Consider the following 13,150-nt stretch of genomic DNA (forward strand, 5'->3'; position numbering starts at 1 on the left):
CGCGAGCGGAACGATCCTATTGTCGCAGCAAGGCGACAGGATTGCCGAATCAGGATGGGTGCGTGGGCATCTGTTGGCGGGCTGAATGGCAGACGTGGAACGAAATCCGGGCGAAAACAGCGTTGCATCAGGCGCCATGGAGCGCCTGACGGAGGAGTTCTGGGATCGCTACCGGCGTTTGTACGACGCGATCGCCGACGACAACCTGCCAACGGTGCGCCGCCTCGACCGGGAATTGACCTCCGCCCTCTCCGCGCTCATCGATCACCAGACGCTGGATGCCGCCGAGCAGCAGGCGCAGTTCACCGCCCTGCTGAAGCTCCTGCGCGAGCAGGCCGACGACGCCTCCAGCGTGCGCAACAATGCGGACCTGATAGAACTGCTGCTCAGGCGCTACATCACCGTTCGCACCCGCCCCGTCGACCAGAAGGGCCTGCCCGCCTTGTCGGCACCCGTCAGGAACGGCGTTCTCGATGTCGGCCAGCTCGACACCCTGGCCGAGCGCGTCGCCGTCGTCACGACCGACTATCGCTACCTCTATGCCAATGCCAGCGATGCGGAGCGGCTGAAGCGAAAGCCGCACGAACTCGTCGGCCGCCACGTCCGCGAGATCGTCGGCGTCGAGAGCTTCAACGGCCGTATCAAGCGCAATCTGGACCGGTGTTTCGCCGGCGAGGTCGTGGAAGACACCAATGCCCGGGAAACCGATGGCAAGATCATCGTGATCCGCCGCAGGCTGACGCCCTGTTACGCCGACGAAAAGACGCTGATCGGTGCACTGGTCGTGATCCACGAAGGCCCAGACCGCCGCCGCCGCGACAACTGACGCCCCGATCATCGGCGCCGCCAAGCTGATCGCTCACAGCGCCGCAGGACACCGGCAGGTGACGGCCGCCGTCGATCGTCTCCTGCAGCGTGCGGCAGGGGAGACGACAGCCTGTATCGAGGCCCACGCCTCAGGCCTTGACGCGCTCCAGCCAGGCGTCCTCGTCGATCACCTCGACGCCGAACTCGCGCGCCTTTTCCAGCTTGGAGCCGGCACCCGGTCCTGCCACCACGAGATCCGTCTTCTTCGACACCGAGCCGGAGACCTTGGCGCCGAGACGTTCGGCCATCGCCTTGGCTTCGTCGCGCGTCATCTTTTCCAGAGAGCCGGTGAAGACGACGGTCTTGCCGGCCACCGGGCTGTCGCTTGCCACCGGCACCTCGGCGGCTTCCGGCGTGACTTCCGCCAGCAGGCGCTCGATCACGTCCAGGTTACGCGGCTCCTTGTAGAACTCGACGATGGCGCGGGCGACGACCTCGCCGATGCCGTCGATGTTGTTGAGGTCGTTCCAGGCGTCGCCGCTGAGGGGCGCCGCCTCCTTCATCCCGGCCTCGAACGCCGTATAGGTGCCGTAGGCTCGCGCCAAGAGCTTCGCCGTCGTCTCGCCGACATGACGGATGCCGAGGGCGTAGATGAAGCGATTGAGCGCAACAGTGCGGCGCGCATTGATCGCCTCGAAGAGCTTGCGTACGCTCACCCTGCCGAAACCGTCGATGTTTTCCAGCTTGGTCAGGGAGGCTTCCTGCCGCCTCTCCAGCGTGAAGATGTCAGGCGCGGTGCGGATCGACAGCGCCGGGTCGTCCGCCTCGAAGAAGAAGTCGATCTGCTTCGATCCAAGGCCCTCGATGTCGTAGGCGTTGCGCGAAACGAAGTGCTTCAGGTGCTCGACCGCCTGCGCACGGCAGACGAAGCCGCCGGTGCAGCGGCGAACCGCATCCACCTTGCCCGTCTTCTCGTGAATGTCGCGCACGGCATGGCTGCCGCAGACCGGGCAAGTCTTCGGGAACTCGTAGGGCACGGCCTCTGGCGGACGCTTTTCCGGCACGATGTCGACGATCTGCGGAATGACATCGCCAGCGCGCTGGACGATGACGACGTCGCCGACGCGGATGTCGCGTCCGTCGCGGATCGGCTCGCCGCTGTTGCCGAGACCGCGGATATAGTCTTCGTTGTGCAGCGTCGCATTGGTCACGACCACGCCGCCAACCGTCACCGGCTCCAGCCGCGCAACCGGCGTCAGCGCACCCGTCCGGCCGACCTGGATGTCGATCGCCGTCAGGGTCGTCAGCGCCTGTTCGGCGGGAAACTTGTGCGCGGTGGCCCAGCGGGGGCTGCGTGAGCGGAACCCAAGCCGCGCCTGCAGGTCGAGCTGATCGACCTTGTATACGACGCCGTCGATGTCGTAGTCGAGGTCCGGCCGCTCCAGCCCGATCTCGCGATAGTGGGCGATGATCGCATCCACGTTGAAAAGCCGCTTCATCAGCGGATTGACCGGAAAGCCCCACGATTTCAGCGCCTGCACCATGCCGAACTGGGTATCGGCGGGCATCTCGCTCATTTCGCCCCAGGCATAGGCGAAGAAGCGCAGCTTCCGGCTCGCCGTCACCGTCGGGTCGAGCTGGCGCAGCGAACCCGCAGCCGTATTGCGCGGATTGACGTAGGTCTGCTTGCCTTCGGCCGCCATTTGCGCGTTCAGGGCCTGGAAGTCGCTCTTGGCCATGTAGACCTCGCCGCGCACTTCCGCGATCGCAGGAGCCCCGGCGGGAAGCCGCTTGGGGATCTCGGCGATGGTGAGGATGTTGGCCGTCACGTTTTCGCCCGTCGTGCCGTCGCCGCGCGTCGCCGCATTGACCAGTCGCCCGTTCTCGTAGCGGATCGACATCGACAGGCCGTCGATCTTCGGCTCGGCGGTAAAGGCGATCGAGTCGTCCGGCAACCGGCCGAGGAAACGATAGACCGAGGCGATGAAGTCGCGCACGTCCTCGTCCGAAAAGGTGTTGTCGAGCGACAGCATCGGCCGGGCGTGCATGATCGGCGCGAAGGTCGCAAGCGGGGCCGCGCCCACGCGGCGCGAGGGGCTGTCGTCGCGCACAAGCGCCGGGAACCGCGCCTCGATCGCGTCATTGCGACGCTTCATCGCGTCGTAGTCGGCATCCGAAATCTCCGGCTGATCCTTGCCGTGGTAGAGTTCGTCATGCCGCGCGACCTCGGCTGCCAGAAAGGCAAGCTCGGCTGCCGCCTGCTCCTCGCTCAACGCTTCGACCGGGATTTTCTCGTTTGCCATGGCTCACTCCGCGATTCCGCGTGATGTTTTAGAGGAACTGGCATGAAAGGAAAGATCGCATCCGCCCTGTACACACCGGGTCCGAGCGCAACACCGGCAGCAACCAGCAAGAACGCCCGAGACGGGGCACCAGCTTCGCGCGAACTCCGCATCATAGATCAGGTGGCACCATCTTTATGCGTCCGGAGACAAGGACATGACCTCGATTTCGTCGATCGGTGCGGGCAGCCTCCTCTATCGGCGCAGCGCCCCCGCTCTAGAGCCGGAAGACACAGCACTCCAGGAGGCGCGCGAGGCCCTGTCGACCCTTAAGCGCACGTCCCAGCAGACGCAACAGGACCGCGAGGCCGCCGCCGAGGAAAAGCTCGAGCGGATCAAGGAAGAACTGCGCATGCTGATCCAGTTCGGTTTTCCGCCGGAGGTGATCGCACGGCGCCTGGCGCAACTCGGCAAGGAGCTCGGTGCGGCCATTCGCCAGTACGCAGACGGGGCCGCCACGCAGGCTGGCGCTCAGGTCGCAGCAGCAGGGACGGTCGCGGATACGGTCGCGACCGACGGAGCATCACAATCAGCAACCGTGGAAACGGACGGAGCGTACGCGCAAGCGCGCGGGGAAGCCAGCGCAGACGATCGTGAGGACGACCGACCGCCGTTCGGATATGGCGAGACCACCGATCTTGCGCGAGATCGGACACCGGCCGGAGGGTCCGACCGCAACATTGCCGACGAGTTCAAGAGCCTCGCCGCCCGGATCAAGGCAATGATGCGCGAGGCCGAAGAGGACATGGAGCAACATAACAAGACGACGGCAGGTTTTCAGGACGGATCGGCAGGTATCGACGCCGCGCTTTCGCTGCTTGACGGTGCGACTGGGAACGCCGCAGGCTCAACCCTGTCTGCGTCCATGGCTCTGACGCTTTAACGGCAGACAACTTCGAGCTTGGCTCAGCCCGGCAAGCGCGCCGCGACAGAAACGCCTCACACGCCGCCGGACAGCAATCTGGCCGCCGCTGCCCTCGCCTCTTCCGTCACCGATGCCCCGGCCAGCATGCGGGCGATTTCCTCGGTGCGGGCGTCCTCGTCCATGCGGGCTACGCGGGTCGCAATCGTCTCGCTCCCGTCGACCGGCCCCTTCGAGATGAGCAGATGCGTCGCCGCACGCGCGGCCACCTGAGGCGCGTGCGTGACCGAGAGAACCTGAACCGTGGAAGACAGGCGCTTCAGCCTCTGGCCGATGGCGTCCGCCACAGCACCGCCCACGCCGGTATCGATTTCGTCGAAGACCAGCGTCGGTGCGGAACCGCGATCGGCGAGCGCCACCTTCAGCGCCAGCAGGAAGCGCGAAAGCTCGCCTCCGGATGCGACCTTCATGATCGGGCCGGGACGCGTGCCGGGATTGGTCTGGACGTGGAATTCGACGGTGTCGATCCCCTCTTCCGCCCCGCTCTCGGGATCGGTCGTGATCGTGACCATGAAGCGGGCGCGCTCGAGCTTCAGCGCCGGCAGCTCCGCCATGACGGCGGCGGCCAGCGCCTCGCCGGTGTGATGACGGCGCTCCGAAAGCGCGCGCGCTGCGGCATCATAAGCCGCACGCATGTCCTTCATGCCCTGTTCGAGATGGACGAGCTTTTCCTCGCCTGCATCGAGATCGGCCAGATCGCCGATCATCCGCGCTGCTAGTGCCGGCAGCCCGGAGACCGGCACGGAATACTTGCGCGAGGCCGCGCGCAGCGCAAACAGCCGCTCTTCCGTCCGTTCCAGCAGCTTCGGATCGAATTCGGTCTTGCGCAGCGCGGCCTCGACCGCCATCTGCGCGTCGGAAAGCTGGTCGACGGCGCGGCCGAGCAGCTCGACCGTCTCTTCGAGCAGCCCCGGCGCTTCCTGGGCCTTGCGCTCCAGCCGCCGCACCATCGAGGCGATCACCGGCACGGGCGAAGCATTGCCGTTGAGGAAGTCGCTCGCCTCGCTGATGTCGCCGGCGATCCGCTCGGCCTTCATCATGCGCGTCCGCTCCTCGGCCAGAACCTCTTCCTCGCCGTCCTGCGGCGAGAGCTTTTCCAGTTCTTCCACCGACGAGCGCAGATAGTCCGCCTCGCGCGCCGCAGCCGCCACCTTTTCCCGGTGCCGGCGAAGCGCACGCTCGGCTTCGCGCCAGCGCTGATAGAGGACCGCGACCTCACCTGCCGCCTCGCCGAGGCCGCCGAAGGCGTCCAGCAGCAGCCGGTGGGCATCGGTATCGATCAGCGCACGGTCGTCGTGCTGGCCGTGAATTTCCACCAGCCTCTGGCCCGCCTGGCGCATCAGCTGCACCGAAACCGGCTGGTCGTTGACATAGGCCTTGGTGCGTCCATCGGCGGACTGCACGCGGCGGAAGATCAGATCGCCATCGTCATCGATGCCGTTGTCGCGCAGCAAGGCGCGCGCGGCATGCTCCTGCGGCACATCGAACACCGCCGTCACCTGCCCCTTGTCGAGCCCGTGGCGAACGAGCGAGCCGTCGCCGCGCCCGCCGAGCGCCAGCGAAAGGCTGTCGAGAAGAATGGATTTTCCAGCACCGGTCTCGCCGGTCAGCACGGACAGGCCGGCGTCGAAGCCAAGGTCAAGCCGTTCGATCAGGACGATATCGCGGATCGAAAGCTGTGCCAGCATCCGGTGTCGTATCTCTTTAGCTCAGGCGCCAATCAACTGCTTGCCGGCGCGCGAAATCCAGGAACCCGCATTCTCCCGCGGCTCCAGTCCCTTGGACTGCAGAAGCTTGTAGGAGTCGGCATACCACTGGCTGTCCGGATAGTTGTGACCAAGGACAGCGGCGGCGGTTTGCGCTTCGGTGGAAATACCCATCGCATAATAGGCTTCGACCAGACGTGCCAGCGCTTCTTCGATCTGGTTGGTGGACGGATACTGCTCGACGACGGTCCGGAAGCGGGTAATGGCCGCCAGATATTCCTTGCGCTCGAGATAGTAGCGCCCGACCTGCATCTCCTTGCCGGCCAGCTGGTCGCGCGCGAAACGGATCTTCGTCTGCGCGTCCTCGACATACTCAGAATCCGGATACTTGTTGACGACGTTCTGCATCGCCTCGATCGTCTTCGTCGCGGCGCGCTGGTCCTGCGTCACGCTCGGGATCTGCTTTGCATAGGCGAGGCCGACAATGTACTGGGCGTAGGCGGCGTCTTCCGATTCGGGATAGAGGTTCAGATAACGCGTTCCGGCGGTAATCGCCTCCTCGGTCGCGCCCTGCCGATAGTTGACGAAGGCGTTCATCACCAGAGCCTTGCGCGCATACTCGGAGAACGGATGCTGCCGGTCGATCGCCGCGAACTTGCGCGAAGCCTCGGTCACCTTGCCGGCATTGAGGTTGGCAAGGCCCTGATTATAGAGCACTTCCGGCGACTCGGTCTCTGCTGTCAGCTTGGTGATGTCGATATCGGGATCGCTTTGGCATGCTGTCAGCACCAGCGGCGCCGTCGACAGGAGAGCGACGCAGATAATCCGCGTCCAACGCTTAGCATCGACAATCCCTGCAAATTTCATCTGACAATCCCAATATCAGCACGGCGCCCTGTTCGAGCGCCGTTCAATTACCGCGTTCTAGCCCCAAACTTGCGGAGACCGCAACGCCATGCAGGCGCATTAACGCAATTTTATGGCAAAGATTGTGTGAAACCATCGCGATGCGGGGATATCCCCCGCTTCCCGACTCAGGCCGACCAGGGGGCGAATTCCGGTGCGTTGACCGCGATGAGTTCACGCTTGCCTGCACGTGCGCGGGGAGCGGAAGCCTCGACCACCTCGTATGCCGTGCGATCGTTCAAAAGCGCCTTCAGCGCCATCGCGTTCATCTTGTGCCCGCCGCGATAGGAGCGGTAGCAGCCGATGAACTGCGCACCGGCCAGCGCCAGGTCTCCGACGGCGTCCAGCGTCTTGTGACGGGCGAACTCGTCGCCATAACGCAGCCCCTCGACGTTGATGACCGTGTTGTCATCGGAAATGACCACGGAGTTTTCGAGCGACGAGCCGAGTGCGTAACCGGCGGCCCACAGACGCTCGACGTCGCGCATGAACCCGAAGGTGCGGGCGCGGGAAAGCTCGGTCCGGAACGTGGCAGGCGTCAGTTCGCCCTTCCAGGCCTGGCGGCCGATCAGCGGGCAGTCGAAATCGATCTCGACCTCGAAGCGCGTGCCGTCATGCGGGGAGAACTCGGCCCACGACGAACCCGATTCGACGCGCACCGGCTTGATGACGCGGATGTAGCGGCGCTTGACGGCAAGCGGGCGCAGACCAACCTGGTCGATCGCTTCGATGAAGGGCGCCGAGCTGCCGTCCATGATCGGCATTTCCGCGCCGCTGACCTCGATGAGGACGTTGTCGAGCGACAGCGCATAAAGCGCAGCCATCACATGCTCGATCGTCGCGATCGACTTCTCGGGTGAGAAGCCGAGCACGGTGCAAAGATCGGTATTGCCCACCTGCGAGGAAACCGCGCGGTATTCGTTCACGTTGCCGTTGTCGTGCACGCGCTGGAATACGATGCCGGTGTCGGCCTCGGACGGATGAAACGTGATCGAGACGGTAGCGCCCGAATGGACGCCGGTTCCCGAAATCGTGACCGGGCTAGAGATCGTCGTCTGAAAACCCAGCAAGCTGATGGACATTCTAATTCGCCTTATCTTTAGACCGGCGCTGCACGCCGGCCGTCACTTATAACTTCGCGCGCCTCTCAACCGCCGACATCCGGCAACGGGGGCTGCACTACCGAAACCTTGGCAGGGCCTGGAAAACCGCCCATGAATCAATGCCATGGCCTCGTTTCTGGCCGGAATGTAGTTGCGCGCCCCGTCCGATACAAATCACTGTTTCTTTCGCTTTGTTACGCCCCACAGAAACCAAATAACAATCTGAAATTGCTGATAAAAATTCGGGCCCGGATCATCGATCCGGGCCCGAATATGACATCATGTTACACCCGTCAGTTCGACTGGCGGCGCAGGAAGGCGGGGATCTCCAGCTGGTCGTCCTCGCTCAGCGCGCGCGGCTGCGAATTGACGCGGCCGTGGTCGTCGAGCTGTCCGCGGCGCGGTGCGTAGACGCTCGCCTCCGGCGACAGCGTGCGGCGTTGGGGTGCCGGCGCTGCCGGCTCGACAGCGGCGTGATGCTCTTCCTCGTCACGGCGCGAGAGCGAGTTGGTGATGCGCTTCAGAAGCCCCATCGGACCACGCTCTTCCGGCTGCGCCTGCACCGGCGGCTGAACGCGGCGTTCCATCTCTGCCTGGACGACCGGGGGGAAGTCCTCGATCTTGGGCATACGCGTCGCTACCGGCTCTTCGCGGATGATCGGAGCGGCCGGCTCGGCGCGCTGGGCGACGGGCGCAGGCTGCTGATACTGCGGCTGCTGATACTGAGCCTGCGGTGCCGGTGCCGGACGGGCGGCAACCGGGGCTTCCGCTGCCGGAGCGGCAGCAAAGAGGCGGCTCTGCGGGCGGAACTCTTCGTGCTGGACCGGAGCGGGCTTTGCTTCCGGCAGGGAGAGCTCGCGCTCCAGGCCGAGTTCAGCGGCTCGGATCGTCTCGGCGATCGGATCGACCGCCTTGACCGGCTGCGGAGCGACAGGTTGCGGCGCTGCCGGCTGCGTCATGACCGGAGCTGGCGCCGGAGCGACCGGCTGGGAGACCTGCGGCTGCGGCGGAACGGCAGCCGACGGACGGACCAGCGGCTTGTTCACCGGACGAAAGTCGGCAGACTTGCCGGCAACCTCAGCGGCGGCGCGGTCGATGCCGGTGGCAACGACGGAGACGCGGATCAGGCCTTCCAGTTCCTCGTCGAAGGTGGCGCCGAGGATGATGTTGGCGTCCGGATCGACTTCCTCGCGGATGCGGGTCGCAGCCTCGTCCACTTCGAACAGCGTGAGGTCGCGGCCGCCGGTGATAGAGATCAGCAGGCCCTGTGCGCCCTTCATCGAGGTTTCGTCGAGCAGCGGGTTGGCAATGGCGGCTTCGGCTGCTGCCATCGCGCGGCCTTCGCCGGAAGCCTCGCCGGTGCCCATCATCGCACGGCCCATTTCGCGCATCACCGAGCGGACGTCGGCGAAGTCGAGGTTGATCAGGCCTTCCTTGACCATCAGGTCGGTGATGCAGGCGACGCCCGAATAGAGCACCTGGTCGGCCATGGCAAACGCGTCGGCAAAGGTGGTCTTGTCGTTGGCGATCCGGAAGAGGTTCTGGTTCGGGATCACGATCAGCGTATCCACCGACTTCTGCAGTTCCTGGATACCCTGCTCGGCAAGTCGCATGCGGCGGCCGCCTTCGAAGTGGAACGGCTTGGTGACGACGCCGACGGTCAGGATGCCCTTGTTGCGGGCCGCCTGCGCGACGATCGGAGCTGCACCCGTGCCCGTACCGCCACCCATGCCGGCGGTGACGAAGCACATGTGCGTGCCATGCAGGTGATCAATGATCTCGTCAATGCACTCCTCGGCGGCCGCGCGGCCGACTTCGGGCTGCGAGCCGGCGCCGAGACCCTCGGTCACCTGGGCGCCCATCTGGATGATGCGTTCGGCCTTGGTCATCGTCAGCGCCTGGGCATCCGTGTTGGCGACGACGAAGTCGACGCCCTGGAGGCCGGCCGTGATCATGTTGTTGACAGCGTTGCCGCCGCCGCCGCCGACACCGAACACGGTGATGCGGGGCTTCAGCTCAGTGATGTCCGGCTTCTGCAGCTTGATCGTCATTGCATTTGTTCCTTTGTCTGTTCCGGCCCGCGTCGCCACACGGCCAAATTGTCCAATTTCGTATCCGCCTTACGCTTCACCCGGCGGCAAACCCGTCAGAAACTTTCCTTCAGCCACTGCCCCATGCGGGCGATCCGGCCGTTTCCTCCTGCAAGCGACGCAAGCATGCCGCCCTGCGTCGAATGCGCTTCCAACTCCGCCACCTGCGGATAGATCATCAGGCCGACCGCCGTGGAAAACGCCGCACCCTTGGCCGCGGCAGGCAGGCCCGAAACGCCGAGCGGCCGCCCGACGCGAACGTTGCGCGCGAGGATCCGGCGCGCGGCTTCCGGCAGTCCCGTGAGCTGGCTGGCACCACCCGTCAGCACGATTCTCTTTCCGACGATTGGCGAGAAGCCGGAGCGCTGGATCCTGTCGCGGATCAGCTCCAGCGTTTCCTCGATGCGGGCGCAGACGATGCGCGAAAGCAGCGCGCGCGGCACGTGGGTCGGCTGGTCGCGATCGTCCTCGCCGATCGGCGGGACGGCTACGATGTCGCTTTCGTCGGATGCGTTCGGCAGCGCCGAACCGTGCACGACCTTCAGCCGCTCGGCATCCTCGATCCGGGTGGAGAGGCCGCGGGCGATGTCAGTCGTGACATGGTGGCCGCCGAGCGCGACGGCGTCGGCATGCACGAGCTTGCCCTCGGCGAAAACCGAGATCGCCGTCGTGCCGCCGCCCATGTCGATGCAGGCGCAGCCAAGTTCCACTTCGTCGTCGACGAGTGCCGAGAGGCCGCTCGCATACGGGGTTGCCACCATGCCCTCGACCGAGAGGTGCGCACGGTTAACGCAAAGCTCCAAGTTCTTCAGCGCCGTCCGCTCGGCCGTCAGCACATGCATGTCCACGCCGAGGACGTCGCCGTACATCGACAGCGGGTCGCGGATGCCGCGCTCGCCATCGAGCGAGTAACCTGTCGGAAGCGAATGCAGGATGGCCCGGTCCTGGCGGATCGAGCGCTGGCCGGCGGCGGCCAGCACCTTGCGCAGGTCGGCCGCTTCGACTTCCTGGCCGCCGAGGTCGATCGTGCCGGTGTAGATGTCGCTCTGCAGCCGCCCGGCTGAAACGTTGACGATCAGGCTATCGATCGTCAGCCCCGCCATGCGCTCTGCGGCATCCACCGCCAGCCGCACGACGCTTTCTGCCGCATCGAGGTCGGCGATCACGCCGTTCTTGACGCCGCGGGAGCGATGATGGCCGATGCCGATGATCTCGATCGAGTGCGTGCGGCCCGGAAGGATTTCGCTTTCCGGACGCGGCGTCAGCTTGCCGATCATGCAGACGACCTTGGTCGAGCCGATATCGAGCACCGAAACGACATGAGACCGCTTCGAATTGAGCGGCTTAAGGCGAGGCAGACCGAAATGGGAGGAGCCGAAGATACTCATGAGCGATCGGTTACCTTCTTGAGTTCCTTAGTGCGCTGATCGAGGACGACCTTGCGGCGCTCCAGCGCCCCCTCGGTCAGGCGGATCGTCGTGCGGTCTTCGAGCCTCAGGTCGACGGCTGCGATATCGCGCTCGAGGACCCCCTGCTCCGCCTGCAGCCGGAAGAGCTGCTCCATCGCACGCGGCACGTTCATTTCCGGCAGCATGACGATCACGCCGTTGTCCAGACGCAGGTCCCAGCGGCGGCCGGCAACCCGGACATAGGCCCGAACGCGCGCCTTGATCTCCGGCCAGTTGTCGAACTGCTTGTCGAAATCGGCGGCGGCAGCCTCCGCGTCCCGGCCAACGAACAGCGGCAATGCCGAGAACTTGTTGTCGCGCAGCGGTGCGATGACGCTGCCGTTCTTTTCGATCAGCGACAGGTCGTTGCCGTGCTGCCAGATCGCAAACGCGGTGCGCTCCTTCAGCGTGATCTCGATGGTGCCGGGATAGACCTTGCGAACCGAGACATGCTCGACCCAGGGCAGCTTTGCGAGCTTCTGCCGCGCCTCCTCGATATCGAGGGCGACGAGCGAGGTCGTGCCATCGAGGCCGAGTTGCTCGAGGATATCGATCTCGGAGGTCTCGCGGGCACCGGAAACCTTCACGTCGTCGATGGCAAAGCCGGCAGCCGTCGTGGTCGACTGGGCGAAATCCTGCGTGTGGCCGCCGAGCGACATGCCGTAGAAGCCGGTCGCGGCCAGGAACGAGACGGCGGCAACCGTGCCGGCGTGGCGCGGTATCGGAACCCGGCCGACAGCAAGACTGACGGCAAAACGCACGATGCGACGCAGCGGGCGCGGCAGTACCCGACCGGATTCGGCCTCCACCAGACCTGCAGCGTCCGGCTGACGTACCCTGCTTCTTTTCTTGCCGGTCAACGCAAACAAGACGCGTCCTCCACCATACAACTCAAGAATTCGCCAAAGGAATGACCGGCATGATCGGCCATCTCGGGCACCAGGGACGTCGGAGTCATGCCGGGCTGCGTATTGATTTCCAGCCACACGATCTCGCCATTTTCGGAGAAGCGGTCATCATATCGAAAGTCCGATCTGCTGACGCCGCGGCACCCGATCGCTTGATGCGCCTTGAGTGCGAGTGTTTGTATTTTTTGGTAAATATTTGGTGAAATTTGCGCAGGAAGAACGTGGCGAGAGCCGCCTTTAACGTATTTTGCATCATAATCGTAAAAACCGTGCCCCTGCGGCACCACTTCCGTCACCCCGAGAGCAACATCGCCCATGACGCCGCAGGTGAGTTCGCGGCCGTAGACGTAGCGCTCGACCATGACCTGGTCACCATAGCGCCACTCGTCGGAAGTGATCACCTGCGGGGGATGCGGCTGATCCTCCTTCACGATCACCACGCCGAAGCTGGACCCCTCGCGGACCGGCTTGACGACATAGGGCGGCTTCATCGGATGGCTCGACGTGATGTCGAAGCGGTTCATGAGCCGCGCTTCGGCAACGGGTATCCCCGCGGCCTTGGCGACGATCTTCGCCTGGGCCTTGTCCATGGCAAGCGCCGAGGCGAGAACGCCGGAATGGGTATAGGGGATCTGCAGATATTCCAGGAGGCCCTGGATCTTTCCGTCTTCGCCGAACGGGCCGTGGAGTGCGTTGAACGCGACGTCCGGCTTCAGATCCGACAGCACGGCGGCGACATCGTAGCCGACGTCGACGCGGGTCACACGGTATCCATGAGCTTCGAGCGCATCCGCGCAGGCATTGCCCGACGAAAGGCTGACAGGCCTTTCTGAGGAAAACCCACCCATCAGCACAGCGACATGCTTGCTCATCTAGACCCCCGGACTCTCGCACACTTTGGCTGGAGTCGCTTGCGCG

10 protein-coding genes are annotated in these 13,150 nt (G+C 64.7%); 2 read left to right on the forward strand and 8 right to left on the reverse strand.

Annotation, left to right across the window (positions count from 1 at the left end):
• Positions 1 to 85 precede the first annotated feature (85 nt).
• A complete protein-coding gene (locus CRO48_RS12255) occupies positions 86 to 826 on the forward strand; it encodes a PAS domain-containing protein (RefSeq protein WP_097139621.1) in 741 nt (246 codons plus the stop codon).
• A gap of 130 nt (positions 827 to 956) precedes the next feature.
• Here CRO48_RS12255 and ligA read toward each other — a convergent pair whose 3' ends face one another.
• Entirely contained in the window at positions 957 to 3,110 is a 2,154-nt protein-coding gene (ligA, locus tag CRO48_RS12260) for an NAD-dependent DNA ligase LigA (RefSeq protein ID WP_097139623.1), read from the reverse strand.
• Between the two features lie 196 nt (positions 3,111 to 3,306).
• Here ligA and CRO48_RS12265 point away from each other — a divergent pair, with 196 nt between their 5' ends.
• The gene (locus CRO48_RS12265; RefSeq protein WP_097139625.1) at positions 3,307 to 4,032 is read left to right on the forward strand and encodes a hypothetical protein; all 726 of its coding nucleotides are present in this window, start codon (positions 3,307 to 3,309) and stop codon (positions 4,030 to 4,032) included.
• 56 nt (positions 4,033 to 4,088) lie between these two features.
• Here CRO48_RS12265 and recN read toward each other — a convergent pair whose 3' ends face one another.
• The 7 genes from recN to CRO48_RS12300 all read right to left on the reverse strand — a co-directional run bounded on the left by recN (position 4,089) and on the right by CRO48_RS12300 (position 13,104).
• Positions 4,089 to 5,759, reverse strand: a complete 1,671-nt coding sequence (gene recN, locus CRO48_RS12270) for a DNA repair protein RecN (RefSeq protein ID WP_097139627.1) — start codon at positions 5,757 to 5,759, stop codon at positions 4,089 to 4,091.
• 21 nt (positions 5,760 to 5,780) lie between these two features.
• Complete coding sequence (locus CRO48_RS12275) at positions 5,781 to 6,644, reverse strand: outer membrane protein assembly factor BamD (RefSeq protein WP_097139629.1); 864 nt, start codon at positions 6,642 to 6,644, stop codon at positions 5,781 to 5,783.
• Positions 6,645 to 6,811: 167 nt separating this feature from the next.
• Positions 6,812 to 7,765 carry a UDP-3-O-acyl-N-acetylglucosamine deacetylase gene (gene lpxC / locus CRO48_RS12280; RefSeq protein WP_097139630.1) on the reverse strand — a complete coding sequence of 318 codons (954 nt, stop codon included), beginning with the start codon at positions 7,763 to 7,765 and terminating at the stop codon, positions 6,812 to 6,814.
• Between the two features lie 314 nt (positions 7,766 to 8,079).
• Positions 8,080 to 9,837: a cell division protein FtsZ gene (gene ftsZ / locus CRO48_RS12285; RefSeq protein WP_097139632.1), complete on the reverse strand. Its 1,758-nt coding sequence runs from the start codon at positions 9,835 to 9,837 to the stop codon at positions 8,080 to 8,082.
• 95 nt (positions 9,838 to 9,932) lie between these two features.
• Positions 9,933 to 11,264: a cell division protein FtsA gene (gene ftsA / locus CRO48_RS12290; protein ID WP_097139634.1), complete on the reverse strand. Its 1,332-nt coding sequence runs from the start codon at positions 11,262 to 11,264 to the stop codon at positions 9,933 to 9,935.
• Positions 11,261 to 12,193, reverse strand: coding sequence for a cell division protein FtsQ/DivIB (locus tag CRO48_RS12295; RefSeq protein ID WP_176526738.1), 933 nt, complete (start codon positions 12,191 to 12,193; stop codon positions 11,261 to 11,263). Before CRO48_RS12295 ends, ftsA begins: the two co-directional genes overlap by 4 nt.
• Positions 12,181 to 13,104: a D-alanine--D-alanine ligase gene (locus CRO48_RS12300; protein WP_097139638.1), complete on the reverse strand. Its 924-nt coding sequence runs from the start codon at positions 13,102 to 13,104 to the stop codon at positions 12,181 to 12,183. Before CRO48_RS12300 ends, CRO48_RS12295 begins: the two co-directional genes overlap by 13 nt.
• Between the last annotated feature and the right edge of the window lie 46 nt (positions 13,105 to 13,150).

This window comes from Rhizobium subbaraonis (assembly GCF_900220975.1).
Lineage (GTDB): Bacteria > Pseudomonadota > Alphaproteobacteria > Rhizobiales > Rhizobiaceae > Mycoplana > Mycoplana subbaraonis.

Bases quoted from the DNA above. Each gene is read 5' to 3' on its own strand.
- CRO48_RS12255 (WP_097139621.1), top strand. From the start codon at position 86: ATGGCAGACGTGGAACGAAATCCGGGCGAAAACAGCGTTGCATCAGGC.
- ligA (WP_097139623.1), bottom strand. From the start codon at position 3,110: ATGGCAAACGAGAAAATCCCGGTCGAAGCGTTGAGCGAGGAGCAGGCG.
- CRO48_RS12265 (WP_097139625.1), top strand. From the start codon at position 3,307: ATGACCTCGATTTCGTCGATCGGTGCGGGCAGCCTCCTCTATCGGCGC.
- recN (WP_097139627.1), bottom strand. From the start codon at position 5,759: ATGCTGGCACAGCTTTCGATCCGCGATATCGTCCTGATCGAACGGCTT.
- CRO48_RS12275 (WP_097139629.1), bottom strand. From the start codon at position 6,644: ATGAAATTTGCAGGGATTGTCGATGCTAAGCGTTGGACGCGGATTATC.
- lpxC (WP_097139630.1), bottom strand. From the start codon at position 7,765: ATGTCCATCAGCTTGCTGGGTTTTCAGACGACGATCTCTAGCCCGGTC.
- ftsZ (WP_097139632.1), bottom strand. From the start codon at position 9,837: ATGACGATCAAGCTGCAGAAGCCGGACATCACTGAGCTGAAGCCCCGC.
- ftsA (WP_097139634.1), bottom strand. From the start codon at position 11,264: ATGAGTATCTTCGGCTCCTCCCATTTCGGTCTGCCTCGCCTTAAGCCG.
- CRO48_RS12300 (WP_097139638.1), bottom strand. From the start codon at position 13,104: ATGAGCAAGCATGTCGCTGTGCTGATGGGTGGGTTTTCCTCAGAAAGG.